This window comes from Streptomyces seoulensis (genome assembly GCF_004328625.1).
In the GTDB taxonomy this organism is placed as follows: domain Bacteria; phylum Actinomycetota; class Actinomycetes; order Streptomycetales; family Streptomycetaceae; genus Streptomyces; species Streptomyces seoulensis.
Genome location: NZ_CP032229.1, coordinates 5,614,684 through 5,636,004 on the forward strand (window position 1 = coordinate 5,614,684; position 21,321 = coordinate 5,636,004).

The window sequence follows — 21,321 nt, forward strand, 5'->3', positions numbered from 1 at the left end:
CTGCCGCCCTCACTCCGGGGGCGGCAGCAGCGTGCCCAGGGGACCCAGGTCCAGATTGAGGTCGTCCATCGTCAGGCCGTACCGCGCGCACAGCCCGGTCATCCGGTCGTGCAGCAGCATCAGCGTCGCCCCCAGGCGCTCTTCCTCCTCCTCGGTCAGGTCGCCCTCGTCGACGCGGTTGAGCGCCTGGCGCTCCATGAGCTGACGCAGCAGCTCCACCAGGGTGAGGACCAGCTTCATCAGGTCCCGCTCCACCGTGTCCGGATCGGCGGTGATCCGCCGCGCCGGTACGGACGGCCGCTCGTCGGAAGCGCTGAGATCGGCGGGCGCCGCGGGCAGCAGCCGGAACGCCCGCTCGGCCGCCGCCGCCACCTCCGCCCGGCGCCGGTCCGGCCCGCCGCGCTGCCCGTCAGCCGTCATCGTCCCGCCCCTCGATCCGCCTCGGCTCCGCGAACGGCGACGGCACCTCCGAGCTGATCGACACGATCAGCGCCCGCAGTGAGACCCGTACCAGGTCGATGCCGGCGATGGAGAGGACCACGTCGCCGGTGAGGACCACGCCGCCGCTCAGCAGGCGGTCCAGCAGGTCGATCAGAGCGACCTGCCGCTGCGCCAACGGCTCGGTCTCGGCCCGGTGTCCGGGCGTGGTCACGGCCCGGCCCCCGCCGCGCCGCCGGTCTCCTCGGGCCCCATGGCGAACGAGTACGGCGCCCACGGCCCGGTGATCTCGACCCGTACGCCCGCCAGTCCGTCCGCCGCCCGTCGCACCTCGGCGCAGAACGCCTCGCCCTGCTCCACCGGCACCAGATAGGCGTCGTTGACCACGTTCTCGCCCGCCGCCTCGGCCAGCGTCCCCTGCTGCACCCGGTGCCGGGCCCGTTCGCTCGCGAACGCGCGCCCGGCCGCCTCGACGCCCTCGGCCGCCCGCTGGGCCGCCTGGTGGGCGGTGTCCCGGTGGCGCTGCTGCTGCCGGCGGCCGCGCAGATACGAGCGTCCGGGGGTCAACTCCGCGTCGGCGGGGGCGGGAGGGGGCTCGGGCGCGGCCGAGGGGTCGACGTAGAGCTTCACGCCCCACTCGACGTGCCCCGCCAGCCGTGCCAGCCGGTCCGTGAACAACTCGCGTCCCGCGTCCAGTACTTCGCGCGCCCTGGCGTCGTCCAGATACACGGTGGCCAGCCGCAGCGGCAGTACGGTGGTGTACGCGGCGACCGCCTCGACGACCCCGTGATGGGCGCGGGCCACCGCGCTCAGCCAGTCCAGGTCCTCCAGCCGACGGCGCAGCGCCTCCTCGCGGAAGTCCTCGGCCCGTACCGAACTCGCGACCAGCGCAAGGCCGTTGCCGTCGGAGATCAGATGTACGGGGGCGTCGACCACGCCCTCCAGGGCGGTCAGCCGCTCGGCCAGGGCCTCGTCGGCGCGGGTCACTCCGTAGACGTAGGTCATGAGGTCACTCATGGCGTGTCCGCTTCCGGCGGCGGGCGGGGCGCGGTGCGGGTTCGGGTTCGGGCTCCTCTTCCTCTTCCTCGGGCTCCTCTTCCTCCCACTCGGCCTCTTCCACTTCCTCCTCGGGCTCGGCTTCCTCTTCCTCTTCCTCCTCCGCATCCTCGTCCAGCAGCTCGGGTTCGGCGTCGAGCAGCTCCTCCGGCTCCTGGAGCGCGGCCAGTTCGGCGCGCAGGCGGCGGTTCTCCTCGGCGAGCGAGTGCTCGTCGCCCCGGGCCCGCGAGGAGAGCGAGGGGTCGTGCTCCCACCAGTCGATGCCCATCTCCTTCGCCTTGTCGACGGAGGCGACCAGCAGCCGGAGCTTGATCGTGAGCAGTTCGATGTCGAGCAGGTTGATCTGGATGTCGCCCGCGATCACGATGCCCTTGTCCAGGACGCGTTCGAGGATGTCGGCGAGGTTGGCGGACGAGCCCTGCCCGTACGGCTGTGTCGCCCGGGAAGGGGAGGAGCCGAGCCGGTTGCCCAGTGGTTCACTCACGATGGTGGCCTCGTGTTCCCTAGTGCGTGCTGGATCAGGGCTGCTGGTTCCGGAAGTTCCGTATCTCCTCCAGCCGGTCGAGCAGTTCGTCCTCCTGCCGGTCGAACGTCTCCTCGTCGATCTCCCCGGCCAGCAACCGCTTCTCCAGCGCGGCGAGTTCGGCCTGGACGGGGGCCGGGTCGTAGTACTCGTCCTCGGCCGCCTCCAGGACGCGCTCCATCACCCAGCCGACGCCGCGCACCGGTGCCAGCGGAAGGGTGAGGATCTGGGTGAACAGCCCCATGAATTCCCTCGGTTCTCAGACGAAGCTGTAGGGCGGGAGCGGGCCGTTCAGCCGGAAGTCGAGCCCCTCGCCGAGCTGATGGGCGACGCTCAGCTCCGTGGTCAGGAACGCCTCTTCCTGGTCGTCGGCCACCAGGAACGACACGCTGAGGAAGTCCGACCCGGTGGGCTGCGTGGAGTCCACGTCACGCGCGAAGGGCCGAAGCGCCTCGACCACCCCGGCGGCCAGCGCCTCCTGACGGGCCTGCACCTCCTGGGCGACCAGCTCACCGAGCCGCATCGCCGCCGACGGGTCGGCACTGCCGTCCCGGATCTCGTCGTTGAGCTGCCGGGCCGGGGGCGACTCGGCGAGGATCTGGCGCAGCAGGGAGTCCTCGTCCTGCGCCACCTTCAGGTGGTACTCGGTGCAGCCCGCCAGCTCCAGCAGCCGGTCGGTGTACTCCTCGGCCCGCTCCTCCAGCGCCGACCGCACCTCGTCGTCGCTCGCCGCCACCAGACCGAACCGCAGCGGCAGTACGGTGCCGTCGGCCATCAGCCGCTCCTGCACCTCCTGGTGCGCGCCGACGTCCCGCCGCTTGGGGCGCAGGTCCTCGGGCGCGTCGCTGACCACCGCGCACAGCGACCCGGCGGTCACCGCCCGCAGCGGGCCGGGGGACGCGCCGACGCCGCGCAGGCCGTCCAGGCGCAGCGGGTGCTGCTTGTCGGTGACGGAGTAGACGTAGACGCCCATCGCTCATTCCCTCTCACGGGTCGAGGTCCGCTTGGCGGCGCGCTTGGCCGGCCGTCGCTTGCGCGCGGGCTCCCGCTCGCCCTCTTCCTCGTCGTCCTCGTCACTGTCACCGCCGGTGACCGCCTTGAGGGAGTCGGTGACCGCCTCGGCGGCCCCGCTCAGCGCGCCCTTGGACTTGCCCTTGGCGCCGCTCTCCATGGTGTCACCGACGATGTCGGTCAACTGGGCCGGCGCCTTGCGCCCCTCCTCCAGGTCCAGCCTGTTGCACGCCTCCGCGAAGCGCAGGTACGTGTCGACGCTGGCCACGACGATGCGAGCGTCGATCTTCAGTATCTCGATGCCCACCAGGGACACGCGGACGAAGATGTCGATCACCAGTCCGCGGTCCAGGATGAGTTCCAGGACGTCGTAGAGGCTGCCGCCGCCACCGCCGCGGGCGACGTTGCCTCCGCCTTGCGGCACCACGGTCATGGTGCCTCCCTTCACCGGCGGGTCTCAGCCGCGCCGGTCGATCTGTCCCCGGGTGTAGCGGCGCGTGCGCTCGTAGGACACGAGATCGCCCTCCTTGTCGAGGGACACGCGGTAGGTCGCCATCACGCTGGTCGTGTCGGGCACTCGCTCCAGTTCGAGCACCTCTACATCGGCCTCCCAACCGTCGTTCGTAGGTTTCAGCGCCGAGATCGAATCCGGAGCCCTGCCGATCAGTTCGCTGAGCTGCTCGGCCGCGATCCGCATGGCCCAGGCAGGGCCCTTGGACGGGCGATGACGGGACTCACCGGCCGGTCGCCGGCCGGTGGCGCGACTGCTGCCGGTCCGCCGCCTGGCGGGCTCTTCTGCTGCGGCCATGGTCTCTCCGGTGGTCGAAGCGGTCTCTCCGGCAGGACCGGAGCGGGCGCCAGATTCCACGCATGAACATACAATTTCAGCATATAGGGTTATACGTCGCATCAACGTCGGGCGGCTCTCGAAGGGCTCGCCGGAACCGCGTGCGCGGCTCTCGCGGAGCCTCGGCGTGGCTGGGGTGCGTGCGATCCCCTCTTCCTCGATCGCGGGCCGGGTCGGGGGTGCAGGCCGTAACCCGGTTGTCTCCCCGACCCTTTCCGAAGGGAACCGGTTCATGAATGACACGACCAAGGTCGCTCTCGCCGCCGCCGTCGCCGGTGGCTACGTACTCGGACGCACGAAGAAGGGACGTCTCGCCTTCGCCCTGGCGACCTACCTCGCCGGAAGGCGCACGGGGCTCAATCCCCAGGCACTCCTGAGCGAGGGGTTCGGCAAACTCGGCGAGATACCGGGCGTCTCCGATCTGAACGAGCAGCTCCGCGGCGAACTGTTGAACGCGGGACGTACGGCGCTTACCGCCCAGGCCGACCGCCGCCTCGGGGGCCTCGCCGAGTCCCTCCGCGAGCGCACGCAGCGCATCGGCGAGAAGAAGGACAAGACCGAGGAAGAGGAGCCGGAGGACTCCGAGGAGCCGGAGGAGACCGAAGAGCAAGAGGAGGAGGAAGGCGAGTTCGAGGACGAGGCGGAGGAGCCGGAGGAGTCCGAAGAGCCGGAGGAGGAAGAGGAGTTCGAGGAGGAGGACGAAGAAGAAGTAGAGGAACCGCGGGCGGAGGAGGAGCCCGAGGAGGACGAGGAAGAGGAGGACGAGGAGGACGAGGACGAGGAGGACGAGGGCGAGGAGGACGAGGAGGAGCCCGAGGAAGAGCCTGAGGAGGAGGCCGAGGAAGAGGAAGAGGAGGAGCCGGAGGAGGAGCCCAAGAGGCCTTCACCGCGCCGCCGGGCCCCCGAGAAGAAGGCCCCCGCCAAGAAGTCGGCCCCGGCCAAGAAGGCTCCGGCCAAGAAGGCCCCGGCCAAGAAGGCGCCCGCCAAGAAGTCGGCCCCGGCGAAGAAGGCCCCGGCGAAGAAGGCGCCCGCCAAGAAGTCGGCCCCGGCCAAGAAGACGGCCGCGAAGAAGGCCCCCGCCAAGAAGGCTCCGGCGAAGAAGTCGGCCGCCAAGAAGACCACCGGGCGTCGGAGGTAGGCGATGGCAGGCAAGGAAGACGTCAAGGACGGTGCCGGCTCCGGTCTGGACATGCTGCGGAGCGAAGTCGGCGACTACCTCGGTGCCCAGGCGCAGAACCTCGTCGGGAAGACGGGGGAGAAGCTGACGGGCCTGACCCAGAAACTCCTCGACTCGGCCAGCGGTGACGGCGGCGGCGGTGGTGGTGGTGGCGGCTTCATCAAGGGCGTCGGCAGCCGCATCCTCCAGGGTGAATCGCCGTTCAAGGCGATAGTCACCGAGAAGGCCGGGGACGTCAAAGACAAGGTGGTGGACAAGGCCAAGGGCCTGTTCGGCGGCAAGAGCAAGGGGAAGTCCGGCCGCGCCAAGGTGATGAACATCATCGAGGTGCTGGACATCGGGCTCCCGCTGCGCACCACTTACGACCACTGGACCCAGTACGACGAGTTCAGCGGCTTCACCAAGGGCGTGCAGAGCGTCTCCCAGAGCGACGAGATCACCAGCGACTGGAAGCTGAAGGTCGGCCCCTCCAAGCGTAGTTACAAGGCGAGCGTGCAGGAGCAGATCCCGGACGACCGGATCGTCTGGACCTCCGAGGGCGCCAAGGGCACCACGCGCGGCTGCGTGACCTTCCATGAACTCGCCCCCTCGCTGACCCGGATCGTCCTCGTCGTCGAGTACTCCCCGGCCGGTTTCTTCGAGAAGACCGGCAACATCTGGCGCGCCCAGGGCCGCCGCCTGCGGCTGGACTTCAAGAACTTCCAGCGCTACGTCAGCTTCGCCGACCCGGACGAGGTGGAGGGCTGGCGCGGCGAGATCCGCGACGGCGAGGTCGTCCGCACCCACGAGGAGGCCCTGGAGGAGGAGGAACAGGAAGCGGCCGAAGAGGGCGAAGAGGGCGAGGGTGACGAGGAGGAGTACGAGGACGAGTACGAAGACGAGGAAGAGGACGACGAAGCCCCCGACGAGGAGGGCGAGTACGAGGACGAAGAGGAAGAGGACGAGGAGGACGAGGAAGAGAGGTGACTCCCGTACCGCTCACCGGGCGCGCCCGCCCCCGCCACGGCGGCCGCGCCCGGCGGGCATGATCAGCGCCGCTCCGGCTCCCGGCTCCGCAACTCCCGGAAGAACGCCCGGACATCCCCCACCAGCAACTCCGGCTGCTCCATCGCCGCGAAGTGCCCGCCCCGGTCGAACTCCGTCCAGCGCACGATGTCGTCGTGCCGCTCCGCGAGGTGCCGCAGCGCGATGAAGTTCTCGCACGGGAAGGCGGCGAACGCGGTCGGGGTACGGGACGGCTCGGGCGGCTGCCCCCAACTGTCCGCGTGAGCACGCTCGTAGTAGATGCGCGCGGACGAACCAGCCGTCCTGGTCAGCCAGTACAGCATCACGTCGGTGAGCAGATGGTCGCGGTCGACGGCGTCCTCGGGGCGGTCCGCCGAGTCCGTCCACTCCTTGAACTTCTCCGCGATCCAGGCCAGTTGGCCCACGGGGGAGTCGGTGAGGGCGTAGGACAGGGTCTGCGGGCGGGTGGACTGGATGTCGGCGTACCCCTGCCGCTCCCGGCTCCACTCCTTCATCCGCTCCCAGGAGGCGAGGGTGCGCGCCCGCTGTGCCGGGCTCAGCGCGGCGAGTTCCTCGCCGGTCGGCTCGGCGGTCGCTCCGGCGCCCGGGATCAGGTTCAGATGGACGCCGATGACGTGCCCCGGGCGGATACGGCCCAGTTCGCGGGAGACGGCCGCGCCCCAGTCGCCGCCCTGCGCGCCGTACCGCTGGTAGCCCAGGCGGTGCATCAGCTCCGCGAAGGCCGCCGCCGTCCTGCGGTACTCCCAGCCGGGCTCGCGGGTCGGGCCGGAGAAACCGAAGCCGGGGATGGACGGCAGCACCAGATGGAAGGCGTCGGCCGGGTCACCGCCGTGCGCGCGGGGATCGGTCAGCGGGCCGGCGATCCGCTCGAACTCGGCGAAGGAGCCGGGCCAGCCGTGCGTGACGATCAGCGGGGTCGCGTCCGGCTCGGGGGAGCGGATGTGCGCGAAGTGGATGTCCGCGCCGTCGATCGTCGTCATGAACTGCGGCCACCGGTTCAGCCGGGCCTCCGCCGCCCGCCAGTCGTACTCGTGCCGCCAGTACGCGGCCAGCTCGCGCAGATAGTCGCGCGGCACACCGTAGTCCCAGCCCACGCAGGGCAGTTCGTCCGGCCAGCGGGTGCGGTCGAGGCGGTGGCGCAGGTCCGCCAGCTCGCTCTCCGGGATGTCGATACGGAACGGGCGGATACCGGTGTCCGGTGCGATGGTCATGCCGGCGCAGCCTAGGCGCTTCGGTCACCCGGTGACCGATCATTTCCGGCGGGTCCGCTGGGCCGAACGGCTGTCGCCCGGTGCGGTGTGGCGCGGCCCGGGTACGTGCCCTGCATGGACGGCTTCGACGTGGACCCGGCGTTGCGGGACGCACTGGACCGGCTCACCCTGCTGGACCAGACCGCCGGCGTACTGGCGAGCACGCTCGACGCGGCGGAGGGGGTCAGCCGGGTGTGCCGGGTGCTGGTGCCCGCGCTGGCCGACTGGAGCGTGGGCGACCTCATGGACGAGAGCGGCCGCCTGGAGCGCGTCTGCGTCACCCGCCGGGAGCAGGGGACCCCGATGGTCGGCATGACCGGGGTGCTGCCCGGCGTGGGCGAGGACTCCGACGACCCGTGGTCGCGGGTGCTGCGCGGGGCGGGCGCGCTGCTGCTGTCCGCCGAGCGGTTCGAGGCCGGCTCCGAGACCCCCGACCCGCTGCACGCGCTCAACAGCGAGCTGTTCCGGCGGCTGGGCGGCGCCTCGGGCGTCGTCGCGCCGCTGCGCGCCCGGCGGCGGGTGCTCGGCGCGCTGACCCTGGTCCGCGAGTCCGGCCGGGCCCCGTTCGAGGAGGCGGACCTGGCGCTGGTGGAGGGGCTGGCGCACCGGGTGGCCCTCGCGGTGGACAACGCCCGGCTGCACACCGAGGTGCAGACCATCGCCGAGCGCCTGCAACGCTCGCTGCTGCCCCGCCTGCCGGTCATCGGCGGCCTGCGCATCGCCGCCCGCTACACCCCGGCCGCGTCGTCCGCGCAGGTGGGCGGCGACTGGTACGACAGCTTCACGCTGCCGCAGGGCGACATCTCGCTGATCATCGGCGACGTCACCGGCCACGACCTCCAGGCGGCGGTCGCCATGAGCCAGATCCGCAACATGCTGCGCGGCATCGCCTGCGACCGCCAGGAGCCGCCCGGCCGCATCCTGCGCCGGCTGGACCTGGCGATGGCCGTGCTCTACCCGCACCAGACAGCCACCTGCGTCTACGGCCTGCTCAAGGGGCCGGAGAACGGCCGCTACCAGCTGGACTGGGCGTCCGCCGGCCATCTGCCGCCGCTGCTGATCACCCCGGCCGGGGACACCACGTACCTGGACTCCGGGCGCGGCATGGTGCTCGGCGTCGACCCCGGGAGCCACCGCACCGGCGCCACGACCGTGCTGCCGCCCGCGAGCACCCTGCTGCTCTACACCGACGGTCTGGTGGAACGCCGGGGCGAGTCCCTCGACCACGGCCTCACCCGGCTGCGCCAGCACGCGGCCACCCTGGTCGACCAGGACCTGGACGTCATGTGCGAGGAACTGCAGGCCGGCCTCGCCCCGGACGCCGAGGACGACGTCGCCCTGATCGCCCTGCGGCTGCCCACTTCCGGTGGCTAGCCGGGCATGACGGGGCCCTCCGCGTGGCACCCGGCCGGAGTGCGAGGGATACGTACCGTGTGGCAAGGATTGACGGGGGACCTCTCGGCCGCGGCCACCGCCGCGCGCCGGGCCTGGGCGGGCCCGAGCCGGGAACGGGATCTCGTGCTCCAGGCGCTCAAGGCGGCGCTGGCCGCCTGGGTGGCCTGGGCGGTGGCGGGCTGGTGGCTTCAGGCGCCGGTGGCGTTCGTCGCGCCCTGGGTGGCGGTCGTGCTGGTGGAGTCCACCGTCTACCGCTCCCTCACCCATGGCCTCCAGCAGCTCGCCGCGATCGCGGTGGGCACGATCGTGGCCACCGTGGTGGGGCTGCTGCTGCCGCACACCGAGGCCGCGATGGCCGTCGTCCTGCCGGTGGTGCTGCTGCTCGGCCAGTGGCGCCGGCTCGGCAGCCAGGGCATCTACGCCGCCACCGGCGCCCTGTTCACCCTGACCGCTGGACCCGTCTCCGTCGTCACCTCCGCCGCCCGGCTCGGCGAGGCGCTGTTCGGCGCGGTGGTCGGCCTCGCCGTCAACGCCCTGATCCGGCCGCCCCTCTACCTCCGCGACGCCCGCGCCCTGCTCCAGGACGCGGCCGACGAGACCCACGACATCCTCCAGCAGGTCGCCGAGGGCCTCGCCGCCGGCCGTTTCGACCCCGACGAGGTGAACGGCTGGCACGACCGCGCGCTGCGGCTCCACCCCCTGGTCGAGCAGGCCAAGGCCGCCGTCGGCTGGAACCGGGAGAGCCTGCGCATCAACCACCGCCACCGCCCCAGGGCCGTACCCCAGCCCGGCCGCGGCTACGACGACGCGGTCACCGTGCTGGAGTACGCGGCCGTGCACACGGCGGGCGTCACCCGCACCGTGCTGGAGACCGTCTCCGACGACGAGGCCACCCGGCTGGAGCCGGGCCTGGCCCGGCACTACGCCCGCTACCTCGGCCTGACCGCGCACGCCCTGCGCCTGTACAGCAACAGCCGCTTCGGCCCGGCGGCCGAGGACGGACTGCGCGACGCGGTGCACGACATGCGCGAGACGCTCCGGACCCTGCGCCAGGACCTCGTCCGCACCAGCAGCGACGACCCGGCCGGCATCGCCGTCTACGGCGCCCTGCTCGCCCAGGCCCACCGCCTCGCCCGCCAGATGGTCCTCTCGGCCAACTGAGAGCGGGCTCAGGTGTGCCGGGCGTGCACCGGGTTGTCGGCCACCTCGTCCGGGCACTTGCGGTGGGCCCGGCGGGCCGGGCGGTCGCGGTGCCAGTCGAAGGCGGCGAGGGCCAGGGAGGCGGCCATGCCGACCAGCGCGGCGACCAGGGCCGTCACCAGGGCGGTGCGGTAGTCGCCGTGGGTGCTGCCGAGCACCACGTAGAACAGGCCGGGCAGCGCGGCCGTACCCACCGCCGCGCCGAGCCGCTGGCCGGTCTGGAGCGCGCCCCCGGCCGCGCCCGCCATGCGGACCGGGACGTCGCGCAGGGTCATGGTGATGTTGGGGGACACCACGAAGCCGGAGCCGACACCGCCGAGGAACAGCACCGGCGCGGCCACCCAGGGCGCGATGCCGAGCGGCGCCAGCCGCAGCAGCAGCGCGGTGCCGCCGAGGCCCAGGATCACCCCGACCAGGCCGCACACCGTCAGCACCCGGCCGAACCGCTCCACCAGCCGCCCTGCGAGCACGGCCGCGCTCGCCGAACCGAGCGCGAACGCCGTCACCGCGAGGCCGGACTTGAGCGGGGAGTAGCCGAGCCCGTGCTGGTAGAACAGCGCGAACACCAGCCAGACCCCGCTGAAGCCGACGAAGTACAGCGTGCCCACCCCCGCGCCCACCGCGTAGCCGCGCACCGTGGTGAACAGCCGGGGATCGAGCAGCGGCTGCTTCTCCCGGGCGACCAGCCGCCGCTGCCACAGCACGAAGCCCAGCAGCAGCATCACCGCGACCGGGAACAGCCACCACAGCCGCTGAAGACCACCCGAGTCCGCCTGGACCAGCGGATACATCAGCGCCAGCACCCCGGTGCCCAGCAGCAGGATGCCCAGCACGTCCACGCTCCAGCGCCCCCGGCGCTCGATCCGGGGCAGCAGCCGGCGGCCCAGCAGGACGGCGAGCAGCCCGATGGGGACGTTGACGTAGAAGATCCACCGCCAGCCCTGCTCGCCGGAGGCCAGGGCGAGGACGGCGCCGCCGGTGATCGGGCCGATCGCGGAGGAGATGCCCACGGTCGCGCCGAAGAAGCCGAAGGCCCGGCCGCGCTCCTCGCCCCGGAACATCTGCTGGATCAGCGCCGAGTTCTGCGGGGCCATGAACCCCGCCGCCAGCCCCTGGCAGAGCCGGGCCAGCACCAGCAGCGTGATGTCCGGCGCCGCGCCGCACGCCGCGCTGAAGATCACGAACCCGCTGAGCGCCAGCAGGAAGATCCGGCGCCGGTCCAGCGCGTCGCCCAGCCGCCCGGCGGTGACCAGGGCGAGCGCGAAGGTCAGGGCGTACCCGGAGACCACCCACTGCACCTCGGCCGGCGTGGCGTGCAGATCGCGCTGGATGGTGGGCAGCGCCACCGCGACGATCGTCACGTCCAGCAGACTCATGAAACCGGCGACCAGGGTCACCCACAGGGCCCGCCACCTGCGCGGGTCCGGCTCGTACCCGCTCTCGGGGGCGGACGGCCGCCCGCCGCCCGCCGTCGATGCCGACGCAGTCACCAGGGCTCCTCTCACCGGGGACGCACATCGGGCATCCGAGTTCCCCCCTGGGACCCCGGCACGCACTCGGACGGCCCCCTGACGGCCCCCGTTCGATGACCCTCGGTAGCGGCACGGACGCACAGTGAAGAGGATCGTTTGAGCGCGCGCTGACTGCGCAGGTGTTCTGCTTGGAAACGTGTACGGCGAAAGGAACACCCATGGCGGCCCTCGAGAGCGAAGACCCGGTGGACCCCGGCGCGGTAAGACGCCACCGTGTGCTGTTCCGTGCCATCGAGCGGCGGCGCAACCCCAAGCTGCGCCGCAGCGACATCACCGTGACCGACCAGGCCGCCGTGAAGCGCGCCACCAAGGCGGCCGCGCTCGGCAACGCCATGGAGTGGTACGACTTCGGCATCTACAGCTACCTCGCCGCCACCCTCGGCAAGGTGTTCTTCCCCTCGGGGAACGACACGGTGCAGCTGCTCAGTTCCTTCGCCACCTTCGCCGTCGCCTTCCTGGTGCGCCCGATCGGCGGCATGGTCTTCGGCCCGCTCGGCGACAAGATCGGCCGTAAGCGCGTCCTGTCCATGACCATGATCATGATGGCGGTGGGCACCTTCGCCATCGGTCTGATCCCCTCGCACGCCGCCATCGGCCTGTGGGCCCCGGCCCTGCTGATCCTCTTCCGGCTGATCCAGGGCTTCTCGACCGGCGGCGAGTACGGCGGCGCCTCCACCTTCATCGCGGAGTACGCCCCGGACAAGCGGCGCGGGTTCTTCGGCAGCTTCCTGGAGTTCGGCACGCTCGCCGGATACGTCGGCGCCTCCGGCCTGGTCGTCATCCTGAGCAGCGTGTTCAGCGAGGACCAGATGCTGCACTGGGGCTGGCGCATCCCCTTCCTGGTCGCGGCGCCGCTCGGCTTCATCGGCCTCTACCTGCGGCTCAAGCTGGACGAGACCCCCGCCTTCCAGAAGCTGGAGGGCGGCAACGTCCGGGCGAGCGAGGCCGCCGACGCCGTGGAGACCTCGGCCGCCGCCGACCTCGGCAAGATCTTCACCCGGTACTGGCGGCCGCTGGTGCTGTGCCTCGCGCTCGTCGCGGCGTACAACATCACCGACTACATGCTGCTGTCGTACATGCCGACCTATCTCTCGGACGAGCTGGGCTACCCCACCAACCACGGGCTGCTGATCCTGCTGCTGGTGATGGTGCTCCAGATGGGCGTCATCAGCCAGGTCGGCCGGCTCTCCGACCGCTTCGGGCGCAAGCCGCTGCTGATGGCCGGGATGCTCGGCTTCCTCTTCCTGTCCGTGCCGGCCTTCCTGCTCATCCGGCAGGGCAGTGTCGTCCTCATCGCGGTCGGCCTGCTCATGCTGGGGCTCTCCCTGGTGGCGATGCTCGGCACGATGTCGGCGGCGCTCCCGGCGATCTTCCCGACCCAGGTGCGCTACGGCTCCCTGTCGGTGGCCTACAACCTCGCCACCTCCATCTTCGGCGGCACCACCCCGCTGGTCATCACCTACCTGATCAGCGTCTTCCACACCAATCTCATGCCCGCGTACTACGCCACCGCGGCCGCGGTCGTCGGCGTGATCGCGGTGCTGTGCATGAGGGAGACGGCCAACAAGCCGCTGGCGGGCTCGCCCCCGGCGGTGGAGACGGAGCAGGAGGCCGCGGAGATCGTCCAGGCCCAGGTACCGGCGCCCAAGTTCTGAGCCGCCGGACCCCGTACGACGGAACGCCCCCAGCCATCGCGGCACGGGGGCGTTCCGTCGTCTTCGGCCGGGGCCGCTACGGCTTGATGCCCACTCCGGTCCACAGGCTGACCTCCGCGTCGGTGGCGGCCGGTTCGCTGTCCGGACGCCAGCGGTGGCCCACCGAGACGCCGGGCTCCAGCAGCTCCAGCCCCTCGAAGAAGCGCGCCACGTCGGCACGGGAGCGGAACTGCACCGGGGTTCCGGCGCTGTTGTAGATGTCCGTGACCTTCTGCCAGGTGGGCCCGTCGAAGTCGGGCGTGCAGTGGCTCAGGGCGAGCGCGCTGCCCGAAGGGAGCACGTCCATCAGCCGGGACACGATGCCGTACGGGTCCCGGTCGTCCGGCACGAAGTGCATCAGCGCGTTCAGGGACAGCGCAACCGGCCGCTCCATGTCCAGGACGTCGGTCAGCTCGGGGGCGTCCAGCAACGACTGCGGGTCGTTGACGTCCGCCTCTATGTACGCGGTACGGCCATCGACGGTGCTGCGCATCAGACGCTCGGCGTACTTGAGGACGAGCGGGTCGTTGTCCGCGTACACCACCCGCGCGTCGGTGACCACGGACTGGGCCACCTGGTGCAGGTTCGGCTCGGTGGGGATGCCGGTGCCGATGTCCAGCCACTGCCGGATGCCGTGCTCCCGCGCGAGCACCCGGGTCGCGCGGTGCATGAACGCGCGGTTCTCGCGGGCGCACACGAAGATTCCGGGATAGGCGGACGCCACGGCCTCGGCGGCGTGCTTGTCCGTCTCGAAGTGGTCCTTCCCGCCCAGGTAGTAGTCGTACATCCGGGCGGAGTGGGGCCTGCTGGTGTCGATGTCCCGCGCCGTGTGTGAGTTGGTCATCCTGTCCCTCTTCGATGTGTGCGTGGGGGGAGAAGTCAGCCGTTGGTCAGATGGTCGGCGAGGCCCCGCTTGACCCCCGCGACGAAGGCGGTGATCTCCTCCGGGGTGTAGATCAGCGCGGGTCCCGCGGGGTCGGTCGACTGGCGCAGCGCCACCCGGCCGTCGGCGAGCTGCTTGGTCTGTACGCACTGGCCGCCGTTGGGGCCGCTCCACGGCGACTCCCAGCCCTGCTCGCCGAGGTCGGAGGCCGGCATCCCGTTGTAGGCGTGGCCACGTCCGTCGATGGTGGTCATGAGTACTCCTTGCGCATGCGGTTCAGGAGCGCCCTGCTCTGCGCGTCGGAGGACAGCAGGGACATGCGGTTGTGCGCCTCCAGATGGGCGACGACGTCGGAGCGCTGGTCCAGGTACATCGCGCCGGAGAGGATCTCGCTGTAGACGATGTCCGGCAGCTCCGGCTCCTCGAACCGGAAGTACGTGAACGGCGCGCACGCCCCCACATGGGCACCCGCGGCGAACGGCACCACGTCCACGCTGACGTGCGGCAGCTCGGAGAGCTCCAGCAGCCGGTCGATCTGCTCCCGCATCACCTCGGGCCCGCCCACCACCCGGTGCAGCACGGCCTCCTCCATCACGACCCACAGCGTCGGCGAGTCGGCGCGCTCCAGCAGGGCGCTGCGGCGCAGCCGCAGGTCCACCCGGCGCGCCAGGTCCTCGTCGCCGTCGGTCGGGAACCCGCCGGCCAGCACGGCGCGCGCGTACGCGTGGGTCTGGAGCAGGCCCGTCACATAGTGCGGCTCGTAGGTGCGCAGGGTCTTCGCGCCCGTCTCCAGGCTCACGTACGCGCTGAACCAGCCCGGCACCACGTCGCGGTAGGCGTGCCACCAGCCGGGCTCGTTGGCCCGCTCCGCGAAGGCGACGAACTCGTCCCGCTCCTGGCGGTCCGCGCCGTACGTCTCCAGCAGTTTCTCCACATAGAGGGGCTTGAGCGCCACCTCCGCCTTCTCCAGCCGGCGGATGGTCAGGGGCGTGACCCTGAGCGCCCGCGCCGCCTCCTCCAGCGACACGCCCGCCTCCTGGCGCCGCTCGTGGAGTCTGCGGCCCAGGACCATGCGGAGCACAGTGGGCGCGCTGGTCCCGCTGCCCGCGCTCGAACGGCCTTCACTCACGCCCTACCTCCTGATGGGCTGTCACTCGTACAAGTGTGACAGGGAGTTGGTGAATCAACCAGATGGATAGCGGCTCTCTGTAATTATCAGGGAGTCGGTTGCAGCCTGAACTCGGTTGCGAGCATAGTTACTTGAGTGACCGCCTCACGGAAGGCAATCATCGTGACCCCCACCACGACCGCGTCACCGGACCTGTTAGACGTCGCGGACCCGGACCAGACGCACTGGATCACTTTGCGATCGCACCATTCCAGCGTCCGGATCGCCCGCCGCACCATGCGGGACCGGCTGGCGGACTGGCGGCTCCCCGGCGAGCTGTGCGCGGACGCCGTGCTGCTCGTCTCCGAGCTGGCCACCAACGCCGTCCTGCACACCTCCAGCGTGCGCATCCTCTGCGGCGTCGGGCTCGTCGCCCCCGGCCGGCTGCGCATCGAGGTGCACGACCACGACTACTCCGGCCAGGGCCTCACCCGGCGCGAACCGGGCCCCGAGGACGAGGGCGGCCGGGGGCTGGTGCTCGTCGAGCAGCTCGCCGACTCCTGGGGCGTCGAGCGCTCCCGGCTCACCAGCGGCAACGCGGTCTGGGCGACCTTGAGTCCCTGATCAGCCCTCGGTGATCAGCCCTCGGCGGCGTCGAGTTCGGCCAGCAGCAGGGTCCGGTCGTCCGCGCCGGCCATGCCGGAGGGCGCGTGCAGCAGGTGCTCGCACAGGGCGGGCAGATCGGCGCCGAAGCCGGCGGCGGCCGCGTCCAGCGACTCGGCCAGGCGGGCTATCTGGTGGTCTATGTCGGCCTCGCGGGACTCCACCAGGCCGTCGCTGTAGAGCACCAGCAGTGCGGGCTCCGGGACGCCGAACACGGTCGCCTCGTAGTGGCCGGTGCCGAGTCCCAGGGGCAGGCCGGGCTCCGTCAGGGGGATCGGAGCCGTCTTCCCGTCCGGGCCGCGCAGCAGCGGGGGCGGATGGCCGGCGCCCACCACGGTGCAGGTGCGCTCCGCCGGCGACCACTCGGCGTAGACACAGGTGGCGAAGGAGGCGCCGGGGGTGTCACAGGCGAGCGCGTCCAGCCGCCGCACCAACTCCACCGCCGGTATGTCGAACCCGGCGAACGCCCGTACCGCCGTACGGAGTTGCAGCATGGCGACGGCGGACTCCGGGCCGTGGCCCATCGCGTCGCCCACGATCAGGCTGACCCGCCCGTCCGGCCGGCGCAGCACGTCGTACCAGTCGCCGCCTATCACCGTGTCCTGGCCGGCGGGCAGCGAGCCGTGGCTCACCCGGCACCCCTCGAACCGCTGGAGCGTGCCCGGCGGCAGGCTGCCCCGGATGGCCAGCGTGGTGCGCCGTTCGTGCTCGTAGCGGCGGGCGTTGTCCAGGGCGACCGAGGCCCGCGCGGCCAGCGCCTCCACGGCCGTCACCTCGGTGGGCCCGAACGGCTCCCGGCCCGGCCCGCGCGTGCAGGCGACGAAGCCGATCGTGGCCTCCCGCACCCGCAGCGGCACCACCAGGAAGGACGCCGTCCGCAGCAACTTGTCCATCCGCGCGTCCCCGTTGCCCGAGGCGCGCAGCCGGGCGGAGGTGTGCGGGTCCACCGAGTCCAGCAACTGCGCCTGCCCCGAGGACAGCGCGCGGGCGTACGGCGTCTCGCGGGGGAAGACGATCACCTCGCCGACCGGCAGCAGCTTCTCCCAGTCCTCCCGCGCGTCCGCCCCCACCCGCAGCGCCAGCCGGTGCGCCTCGATGCGCTGCGGGTCCGGGGCCACGCCCGCGTTCTCCCCCCGTCGCCACCGCTCCAGCAGATACACCGAGGCCGCGTCCGCGAAGGCGGGGGCCAGCGCGTGGGTGAACTGGCTGCCGGTCAGCGGCAGATCGAGCGCCGAGCCGATCGCGTCGGCGGCGGGGTTCAGGAGCGGCCGGCGCGGCGAGTTCCGGGTGGCGGGCGGTTCGTCGATGCGACTGCGCGGGTCGTTCCGCAGGGTCGTGCCTTTCCGGGGGTGAGGGCGACGGACCGCGCGCCGGGCCGGGAAGAGGCGGGGCGGGGCGTCGCTCGTCGTTCCGGGCAACTATATGATGCGTCGTCAAGTCACGTGTGAGGAAAGGAAGTTGTGATGTCCGAGAGCGCGATGGCGGGTTCCGGTACAGAGCCCGACAAGGCGAGCGTCGCCCGGATGTACGACGCGATGCTGGGCGGACAGCACAACTTCGCCATCGACCGGGAGGCGGTGGCCGCCTTCACCGCCATCGACCCCCAGGTGCGTACGCTCGCACGGGCCAACCGGGACTTCCTCGGCCGGGCCGTGCGCTTCCTGATCGACTCCGGGGTACGGCAGTTCATCGACCTCGGCTCCGGCATCCCCACCCAGGGCAACGTCCACGAGGTGGCCCAGGCGGCCGACCCCGAGGCCCGCGTGGTGTACGTCGACAACGATCCCGTCGCCGTGGCGCACAGCGCGTCCCTGCTCGCGGACAACCCGCACGCCGACATCGTCGACGGCGACATCCGCCGGCCCGCCGAGATCCTTGAGTCGCCGCAGCTGCGCAAGCTGATCGACTTCGAGCAGCCGGTCGCCGTACTGATGATCACGATCCTGCACTTCATCACCCCGGACGAGGACCCGCGCGCCCTCGTGGGCGCCTTCCGGGACGCGCTGCCCGAGGGGAGCTGGCTGGCGATGTCCCACGCGACCAACCAGGACCGCCCCGACACCGCCGCCGCCGTGGGCCGGCTCTACCGGTCCCGCGCCACCTCCCCGGTGACCGCCCGCTCGTACGAGGAGATCCTCGGCCTCTTCGACGGCTTCGACCTCGCGGAGCCCGGCCTGGTCCACGTCCCGCTGTGGCGCCCCGACCCGGCCGGGGCCCTCCCGGACAACCCGACCGAGTACTGGGTGTACGCCGGGGTCGGACAGACCACCCCCAGGTAGGGGATTGAGTGCGGGGCGCACGGGCACTTGGTGGCCAGAAGGACGGCGGGCGTTCCGCCGTCCGGCCGGTGGCAGGGAAAGGCCGTGCACATGGACAGACGACCGACGCAGGCGGCGCACGACCCCGGCCGCGCCCCGACCCCGCCCCTGCTGCCCGGCGGCTACGACCCGGCCGACTACGCCGGGACCGTGGCCCGCAGCGCCGAGACGGCCGGGGTGTCGCCGGTGCTGCTGATGACCGTCCTCCACAACGAGGCGTACAAACCGCACCACCCGCTCCTCGAACGCCTCTGGCAGTGGTGGAAGCCCGGCGCCTCCTTCGGCGTGGCCAACATGCACCGGGCGGCCTTCGAGTCGGTCCGGCGCGCGTACGGCCTGTCGGGACGCTGGGAGGACCTGCGGGACGACCCCGCGTTCGCCGTCCGCGTCGCCGCCCTGCACCTCAGGGACCTCGACCGGGCCCTGCCGTCCGCCCACGCGCGCCGCTACACCCGCGACGAGCTGCTCGCCCTCGGCTACAACGCGGGCGAACGGAACATGCGGGCCTTCGCCCGGGGCGTCCCGCCGGGGCCCATGGCGCGCTCCTACCTGCGGCGCTACCGGGAGTACCGGGGCCGGGCCGTCGAGGCGCTGGCCGAGGGCGGCCGGCCGCGCGATCCGGACGCGCTGGCCGGCTGAGCCGCCGCCCGCCACGGCCCACCGGATGCAGCCGGCCGGTTTCTGGGTGACGGTGGTCGCAGGGGCCCACCGGCACGCGACGCGCCGCCGGGGGACCCACCACGGCGACGGCGAGGAGGAACTGTGGCTACTTCCGATCACCAGCACGAGGGCCCCGCGGACGGCGGAGCGGCCGGCGAGCCCGGCGTGCACGACGGCGGTGCGGACGGCAGCGCCGAAGGTCCCGCGGACGGCGGTGCGGCGGGCGTCCCCGGCGTGCACGACGGTGGAGCCGACGGCAGCGCGGACGAGGGTGCCGAGGGTCCCGCCGACGGTGGCGCGGCCGGGGTGCCCGGTGTCCACGACGGTGGCGCCGACGGTGGTGCCGAGGGGCCGGCCGACGGCGGTGCCGCCGGTCAGCCCGGTGTCCACGACGGCGGCGCGGACGGCGGCGCTTGAGCTGCCCGGCCGACTCCCGTGATCCCGGCGTCCCTTCGGGCGCCGGGATTCTGGAGCGCCGTCTGACCGGACTCGCCCCCGACGCCTTCGCCCGGGACGTCTGGTCGCGCACCGCGCTGCTCACCCGGCACGCGAGCGACTTCTCCGACGTGTTCGACGCCGGAGCGGTGGACGAACTGCTCTCGCGCCGGGGCCTGCGCACACCCTTCCTCCGCGTCGCCAAGAACGGCGCCGTGCTCCCCGAGTCGTCCTACACCTCGCCCGGCGGAGTCGGCGCCACCATCGCCGACCAGCTCGACGACACCGCCCTGTGGCGGCTGTTCGCCGACGGCGCCACCCTCGTGCTCCAGGCCCTCCAGCGCACCTGGGCGCCGATGGGCGAACTGTGCGCCGCCCTGGGCGCCGAGCTGGGGCACCCGGTGCAGGCCAACGCCTACGTCACCCCGCCGCAGAGCCAGGGCTTCGACGACCACTACGACGTCCACGACGTGTTCGTGATCCAGATCCAGGGCAGCAAGCGCTGGCTCGTCCACGAGCCCGTCCACCGCGACCCGCTCAGGGACCAGCCGTGGACCGAGCACCGGGCCGCCGTCGCCGAGGCGGCCGAGGGGCCCGCGTACATCGACACCGTGCTGGAGCCCGGCGACGTCCTCTATCTGCCGCGAGGCTGGCTGCACGCCGCCCGCGCCAAGGGCGAGGTCTCCGTCCATCTGACCCTCGGCATCCACGTCCGGACCCGGTACGCCCTGGCCGAACAGCTCGCCGAGGCCGCTCTCGCCGCGCTGCGCGAGGACCCCTGGACCCGGGCCACCCTGCCGCTCGGCGCCGACCTCACGGCCGAGGTGCTCGACGGCGTACGCGCCCGCCTCACCGCGGCCGTCGCCGACGCCGACCCCGCCCCGCTGTACCACCGCACCCGGCGTGGCCAGGGCCGTCCGGCGCCGCTCGGCCCGCTGGCCCAGCTCGCCGCCGTCGACGCCCTCGCCCCCGAGTCGCCCGTACGCCTGCGCGACGCGCTGGAGGCCCGGCTGGAGGGGGACCGGCTGACGACCCGCGTCGGCTGGCTGGACTTCCCCGCGGCCGACCTGCCCGCCGTGACCCGCCTGCTGGACGGCGAGGTCCGTACGGCCGGTGACCTCGGGCTTCCCCTCGCCGGCCGGCTGCTCCGCGCGGGCGTGCTGCTGCCGGGCGGACAGTAGCGGCCCGGTGACCACCACCGACCGGTTCTTCTGCGCCGACGCCGCCCGGATACGCGGCGACTCCCTCGCGGGCAGCGCCCCGCGCGGGACGGTCTGGGTGCTGATCGAGTACCGTGGCGCCTGGCCCGCCAACGGCTACGACGGCATCGACCTCGACCCGGTCGTCAAGGCACACGTCTGGGCCGCCGCCCACGCCGTCCGGGCCCGCATCTTCCTCGTCAGGCGGCTCGTCCGTCCCAGACCCGAGGGGCCCGGCCGCTGGGCCGTACTGCACTACGAGCGGTCGGGCGCCTACCGCCAGCGCTGGGGCACCTGGAACAGCGACCAGGACCTCGTGGAGATCGCCGAGGCCCTCCGGTCGCCGGGTCCGCTCGACGAGCCGCCAGTCGTCCTGGTCTGTGTGCACGGGCAGCACGACATCTGCTGCGCGGTACGCGGCCGGCCCGTCGCGCGGGCGCTCAGCGAGCGGTGGCCCAACCTCGTCTGGGAGTGCACCCACGTGGGCGGGGACCGGTTCGCCGCCAACGTCGTCGTGGTGCCCGACGGGACGTACTACGGCGTCCTCGACCCCGCCTCGGCCGTCGGGGTGGTCGAGGAGCACCTCGCCGGGCGCATCCACCCCGACTTCCTGCGCGGGTACACCGATCTGGCCCCGCCCCAGCAGGTCGCCGTCGCCGCGCTGCTCGCCCGCTTCGGCCCGGCCGGACGGCACGACTACACGGTCACCGGCACCGCACGCGACGGCGACGACTGGCGCGTCCGCGTCGAACTCCACGCGCCCCACCCGACCGCGTTCGACGTCGAGGTGCGCGCCCGGCGCACGGGCCCCTACCGGCTCACCTGCCGGGGCCCCGTACCGAGCCCGGCGGTCGCCTACGAGGTGCGGTCGATCCACCCGGCCTGACCGCTTGCCTTCGCGTGCAC

General features: G+C 72.4%; 25 protein-coding genes. 11 read left to right on the forward strand and 14 right to left on the reverse strand.

The genetic code is table 11. The annotated features are described in order from the left end of the window. Positions 1 to 9: 9 nt before the first annotated feature. Genes D0Z67_RS25835 through D0Z67_RS25870 form a run of 8 tightly spaced genes read right to left on the reverse strand, consistent with a single transcriptional unit; the run spans position 10 to position 3,836 of the window. Positions 10 to 420: a gas vesicle protein K gene (locus D0Z67_RS25835; protein WP_031181362.1), complete on the reverse strand. Its 411-nt coding sequence runs from the start codon at positions 418 to 420 to the stop codon at positions 10 to 12. Further along, positions 410 to 652 (reverse strand): gas vesicle protein, encoded by a 243-nt coding sequence (locus D0Z67_RS25840; protein WP_037775088.1) that lies wholly within the window; start codon positions 650 to 652, stop codon positions 410 to 412. Before D0Z67_RS25840 ends, D0Z67_RS25835 begins: the two co-directional genes overlap by 11 nt. Beyond that, complete coding sequence (locus tag D0Z67_RS25845; protein WP_031181360.1) at positions 649 to 1,455, reverse strand: GvpL/GvpF family gas vesicle protein; 807 nt, start codon at positions 1,453 to 1,455, stop codon at positions 649 to 651. Before D0Z67_RS25845 ends, D0Z67_RS25840 begins: the two co-directional genes overlap by 4 nt. Beyond that, on the reverse strand, positions 1,448 to 1,978 hold the full coding sequence (locus D0Z67_RS25850; RefSeq protein WP_031181359.1) for a gas vesicle protein: 531 nt from the start codon (positions 1,976 to 1,978) through the stop codon (positions 1,448 to 1,450). Before D0Z67_RS25850 ends, D0Z67_RS25845 begins: the two co-directional genes overlap by 8 nt. Positions 1,979 to 2,012: 34 nt before the next feature. Next, positions 2,013 to 2,261, reverse strand: coding sequence for a gas vesicle protein GvpG (locus D0Z67_RS25855; RefSeq protein ID WP_031181358.1), 249 nt, complete (start codon positions 2,259 to 2,261; stop codon positions 2,013 to 2,015). A gap of 15 nt (positions 2,262 to 2,276) precedes the next feature. Continuing rightward, on the reverse strand, positions 2,277 to 2,990 hold the full coding sequence (locus tag D0Z67_RS25860; protein WP_031181357.1) for a GvpL/GvpF family gas vesicle protein: 714 nt from the start codon (positions 2,988 to 2,990) through the stop codon (positions 2,277 to 2,279). A 3-nt stretch (positions 2,991 to 2,993) separates the two neighbouring features. Further along, the gene (locus D0Z67_RS25865; RefSeq protein WP_031181356.1) at positions 2,994 to 3,461 is read right to left on the reverse strand and encodes a gas vesicle structural protein GvpA; all 468 of its coding nucleotides are present in this window, start codon (positions 3,459 to 3,461) and stop codon (positions 2,994 to 2,996) included. A 24-nt stretch (positions 3,462 to 3,485) separates the two neighbouring features. Beyond that, entirely contained in the window at positions 3,486 to 3,836 is a 351-nt protein-coding gene (locus D0Z67_RS25870; protein ID WP_031181355.1) for a gas vesicle protein GvpO, read from the reverse strand. Positions 3,837 to 4,107: 271 nt separating this feature from the next. Between D0Z67_RS25870 and D0Z67_RS25875 the strand changes: the two genes are divergently transcribed. Then, positions 4,108 to 5,013, forward strand: coding sequence for a hypothetical protein (locus D0Z67_RS25875; RefSeq protein WP_031181354.1), 906 nt, complete (start codon positions 4,108 to 4,110; stop codon positions 5,011 to 5,013). Positions 5,014 to 5,016: 3 nt separating this feature from the next. Beyond that, positions 5,017 to 6,018, forward strand: a complete 1,002-nt coding sequence (locus tag D0Z67_RS25880; protein ID WP_031181353.1) for an SRPBCC family protein — start codon at positions 5,017 to 5,019, stop codon at positions 6,016 to 6,018. A 62-nt stretch (positions 6,019 to 6,080) separates the two neighbouring features. On the opposite strand, the gene D0Z67_RS25885 is transcribed toward D0Z67_RS25880, so the two are convergent. Further along, positions 6,081 to 7,289: an epoxide hydrolase family protein gene (locus tag D0Z67_RS25885; RefSeq protein WP_031181352.1), complete on the reverse strand. Its 1,209-nt coding sequence runs from the start codon at positions 7,287 to 7,289 to the stop codon at positions 6,081 to 6,083. Between the two features lie 114 nt (positions 7,290 to 7,403). Between D0Z67_RS25885 and D0Z67_RS25890 the strand changes: the two genes are divergently transcribed. Continuing rightward, entirely contained in the window at positions 7,404 to 8,702 is a 1,299-nt protein-coding gene (locus tag D0Z67_RS25890; RefSeq protein ID WP_037775086.1) for a PP2C family protein-serine/threonine phosphatase, read from the forward strand. A 69-nt stretch (positions 8,703 to 8,771) separates the two neighbouring features. Continuing rightward, on the forward strand, positions 8,772 to 9,884 hold the full coding sequence (locus D0Z67_RS25895; RefSeq protein ID WP_031181350.1) for an FUSC family protein: 1,113 nt from the start codon (positions 8,772 to 8,774) through the stop codon (positions 9,882 to 9,884). Positions 9,885 to 9,892: 8 nt separating this feature from the next. Here D0Z67_RS25895 and D0Z67_RS25900 read toward each other — a convergent pair whose 3' ends face one another. Continuing rightward, the gene (locus D0Z67_RS25900) at positions 9,893 to 11,413 is read right to left on the reverse strand and encodes an MFS transporter (protein ID WP_031181349.1); all 1,521 of its coding nucleotides are present in this window, start codon (positions 11,411 to 11,413) and stop codon (positions 9,893 to 9,895) included. A 200-nt stretch (positions 11,414 to 11,613) separates the two neighbouring features. Here D0Z67_RS25900 and proP point away from each other — a divergent pair, with 200 nt between their 5' ends. Then, positions 11,614 to 13,110 carry a glycine betaine/L-proline transporter ProP gene (proP, locus tag D0Z67_RS25905; protein WP_031181348.1) on the forward strand — a complete coding sequence of 499 codons (1,497 nt, stop codon included), beginning with the start codon at positions 11,614 to 11,616 and terminating at the stop codon, positions 13,108 to 13,110. A gap of 76 nt (positions 13,111 to 13,186) precedes the next feature. Here proP and D0Z67_RS25910 read toward each other — a convergent pair whose 3' ends face one another. Genes D0Z67_RS25910 through D0Z67_RS25920 form a run of 3 tightly spaced genes read right to left on the reverse strand, consistent with a single transcriptional unit; the run spans position 13,187 to position 15,161 of the window. Next, positions 13,187 to 13,993: an SAM-dependent methyltransferase gene (locus D0Z67_RS25910; protein ID WP_031181347.1), complete on the reverse strand. Its 807-nt coding sequence runs from the start codon at positions 13,991 to 13,993 to the stop codon at positions 13,187 to 13,189. A gap of 35 nt (positions 13,994 to 14,028) precedes the next feature. Then, positions 14,029 to 14,286 carry a DUF397 domain-containing protein gene (locus D0Z67_RS25915; protein ID WP_031181346.1) on the reverse strand — a complete coding sequence of 86 codons (258 nt, stop codon included), beginning with the start codon at positions 14,284 to 14,286 and terminating at the stop codon, positions 14,029 to 14,031. Then, a complete protein-coding gene (locus D0Z67_RS25920; protein ID WP_031181345.1) occupies positions 14,283 to 15,161 on the reverse strand; it encodes a helix-turn-helix domain-containing protein in 879 nt (292 codons plus the stop codon). The genes D0Z67_RS25915 and D0Z67_RS25920 overlap by 4 nt, the downstream gene beginning before the upstream one ends. Positions 15,162 to 15,323: 162 nt before the next feature. Between D0Z67_RS25920 and D0Z67_RS25925 the strand changes: the two genes are divergently transcribed. Then, positions 15,324 to 15,764: an ATP-binding protein gene (locus D0Z67_RS25925; RefSeq protein WP_031181344.1), complete on the forward strand. Its 441-nt coding sequence runs from the start codon at positions 15,324 to 15,326 to the stop codon at positions 15,762 to 15,764. 14 nt (positions 15,765 to 15,778) lie between these two features. Here D0Z67_RS25925 and D0Z67_RS25930 read toward each other — a convergent pair whose 3' ends face one another. Further along, positions 15,779 to 17,221 (reverse strand): PP2C family protein-serine/threonine phosphatase, encoded by a 1,443-nt coding sequence (locus D0Z67_RS25930; protein WP_420824442.1) that lies wholly within the window; start codon positions 17,219 to 17,221, stop codon positions 15,779 to 15,781. 45 nt (positions 17,222 to 17,266) lie between these two features. Here D0Z67_RS25930 and D0Z67_RS25935 point away from each other — a divergent pair, with 45 nt between their 5' ends. From D0Z67_RS25935 to D0Z67_RS25955, 5 genes are all read left to right on the forward strand, one after another. Beyond that, entirely contained in the window at positions 17,267 to 18,082 is an 816-nt protein-coding gene (locus D0Z67_RS25935) for an SAM-dependent methyltransferase (protein WP_031181342.1), read from the forward strand. Between the two features lie 90 nt (positions 18,083 to 18,172). After that, positions 18,173 to 18,760 (forward strand): lytic transglycosylase domain-containing protein, encoded by a 588-nt coding sequence (locus D0Z67_RS25940; RefSeq protein WP_031181341.1) that lies wholly within the window; start codon positions 18,173 to 18,175, stop codon positions 18,758 to 18,760. 123 nt (positions 18,761 to 18,883) lie between these two features. Then, entirely contained in the window at positions 18,884 to 19,198 is a 315-nt protein-coding gene (locus D0Z67_RS25945; protein WP_031181340.1) for a hypothetical protein, read from the forward strand. Further along, the gene (locus tag D0Z67_RS25950; protein WP_031181339.1) at positions 19,195 to 20,397 is read left to right on the forward strand and encodes a cupin domain-containing protein; all 1,203 of its coding nucleotides are present in this window, start codon (positions 19,195 to 19,197) and stop codon (positions 20,395 to 20,397) included. The genes D0Z67_RS25945 and D0Z67_RS25950 overlap by 4 nt, the downstream gene beginning before the upstream one ends. Positions 20,398 to 20,404: 7 nt before the next feature. Continuing rightward, positions 20,405 to 21,301, forward strand: coding sequence for a sucrase ferredoxin (locus D0Z67_RS25955; RefSeq protein WP_031181338.1), 897 nt, complete (start codon positions 20,405 to 20,407; stop codon positions 21,299 to 21,301). The last annotated feature ends 20 nt before the right edge of the window (positions 21,302 to 21,321 follow it).

What these genes read in the sequence shown, in the direction of transcription:
- D0Z67_RS25835 (WP_031181362.1), bottom strand. Translation starts at nt 420, where the DNA reads ATGACGGCTGACGGGCAGCGCGGCGGGCCGGACCGGCGCCGGGCGGAG.
- D0Z67_RS25845 (WP_031181360.1), bottom strand. Translation starts at nt 1,455, where the DNA reads ATGAGTGACCTCATGACCTACGTCTACGGAGTGACCCGCGCCGACGAG.
- D0Z67_RS25855 (WP_031181358.1), bottom strand. Translation starts at nt 2,261, where the DNA reads ATGGGGCTGTTCACCCAGATCCTCACCCTTCCGCTGGCACCGGTGCGC.
- D0Z67_RS25860 (WP_031181357.1), bottom strand. Translation starts at nt 2,990, where the DNA reads ATGGGCGTCTACGTCTACTCCGTCACCGACAAGCAGCACCCGCTGCGC.
- D0Z67_RS25865 (WP_031181356.1), bottom strand. Translation starts at nt 3,461, where the DNA reads ATGACCGTGGTGCCGCAAGGCGGAGGCAACGTCGCCCGCGGCGGTGGC.
- D0Z67_RS25870 (WP_031181355.1), bottom strand. Translation starts at nt 3,836, where the DNA reads ATGGCCGCAGCAGAAGAGCCCGCCAGGCGGCGGACCGGCAGCAGTCGC.
- D0Z67_RS25875 (WP_031181354.1), top strand. Translation starts at nt 4,108, where the DNA reads ATGAATGACACGACCAAGGTCGCTCTCGCCGCCGCCGTCGCCGGTGGC.
- D0Z67_RS25880 (WP_031181353.1), top strand. Translation starts at nt 5,017, where the DNA reads ATGGCAGGCAAGGAAGACGTCAAGGACGGTGCCGGCTCCGGTCTGGAC.
- D0Z67_RS25885 (WP_031181352.1), bottom strand. Translation starts at nt 7,289, where the DNA reads ATGACCATCGCACCGGACACCGGTATCCGCCCGTTCCGTATCGACATC.
- D0Z67_RS25890 (WP_037775086.1), top strand. Translation starts at nt 7,404, where the DNA reads ATGGACGGCTTCGACGTGGACCCGGCGTTGCGGGACGCACTGGACCGG.
- proP (WP_031181348.1), top strand. Translation starts at nt 11,614, where the DNA reads ATGGCGGCCCTCGAGAGCGAAGACCCGGTGGACCCCGGCGCGGTAAGA.
- D0Z67_RS25910 (WP_031181347.1), bottom strand. Translation starts at nt 13,993, where the DNA reads ATGACCAACTCACACACGGCGCGGGACATCGACACCAGCAGGCCCCAC.
- D0Z67_RS25915 (WP_031181346.1), bottom strand. Translation starts at nt 14,286, where the DNA reads ATGACCACCATCGACGGACGTGGCCACGCCTACAACGGGATGCCGGCC.
- D0Z67_RS25935 (WP_031181342.1), top strand. Translation starts at nt 17,267, where the DNA reads ATGTCCGAGAGCGCGATGGCGGGTTCCGGTACAGAGCCCGACAAGGCG.
- D0Z67_RS25940 (WP_031181341.1), top strand. Translation starts at nt 18,173, where the DNA reads ATGGACAGACGACCGACGCAGGCGGCGCACGACCCCGGCCGCGCCCCG.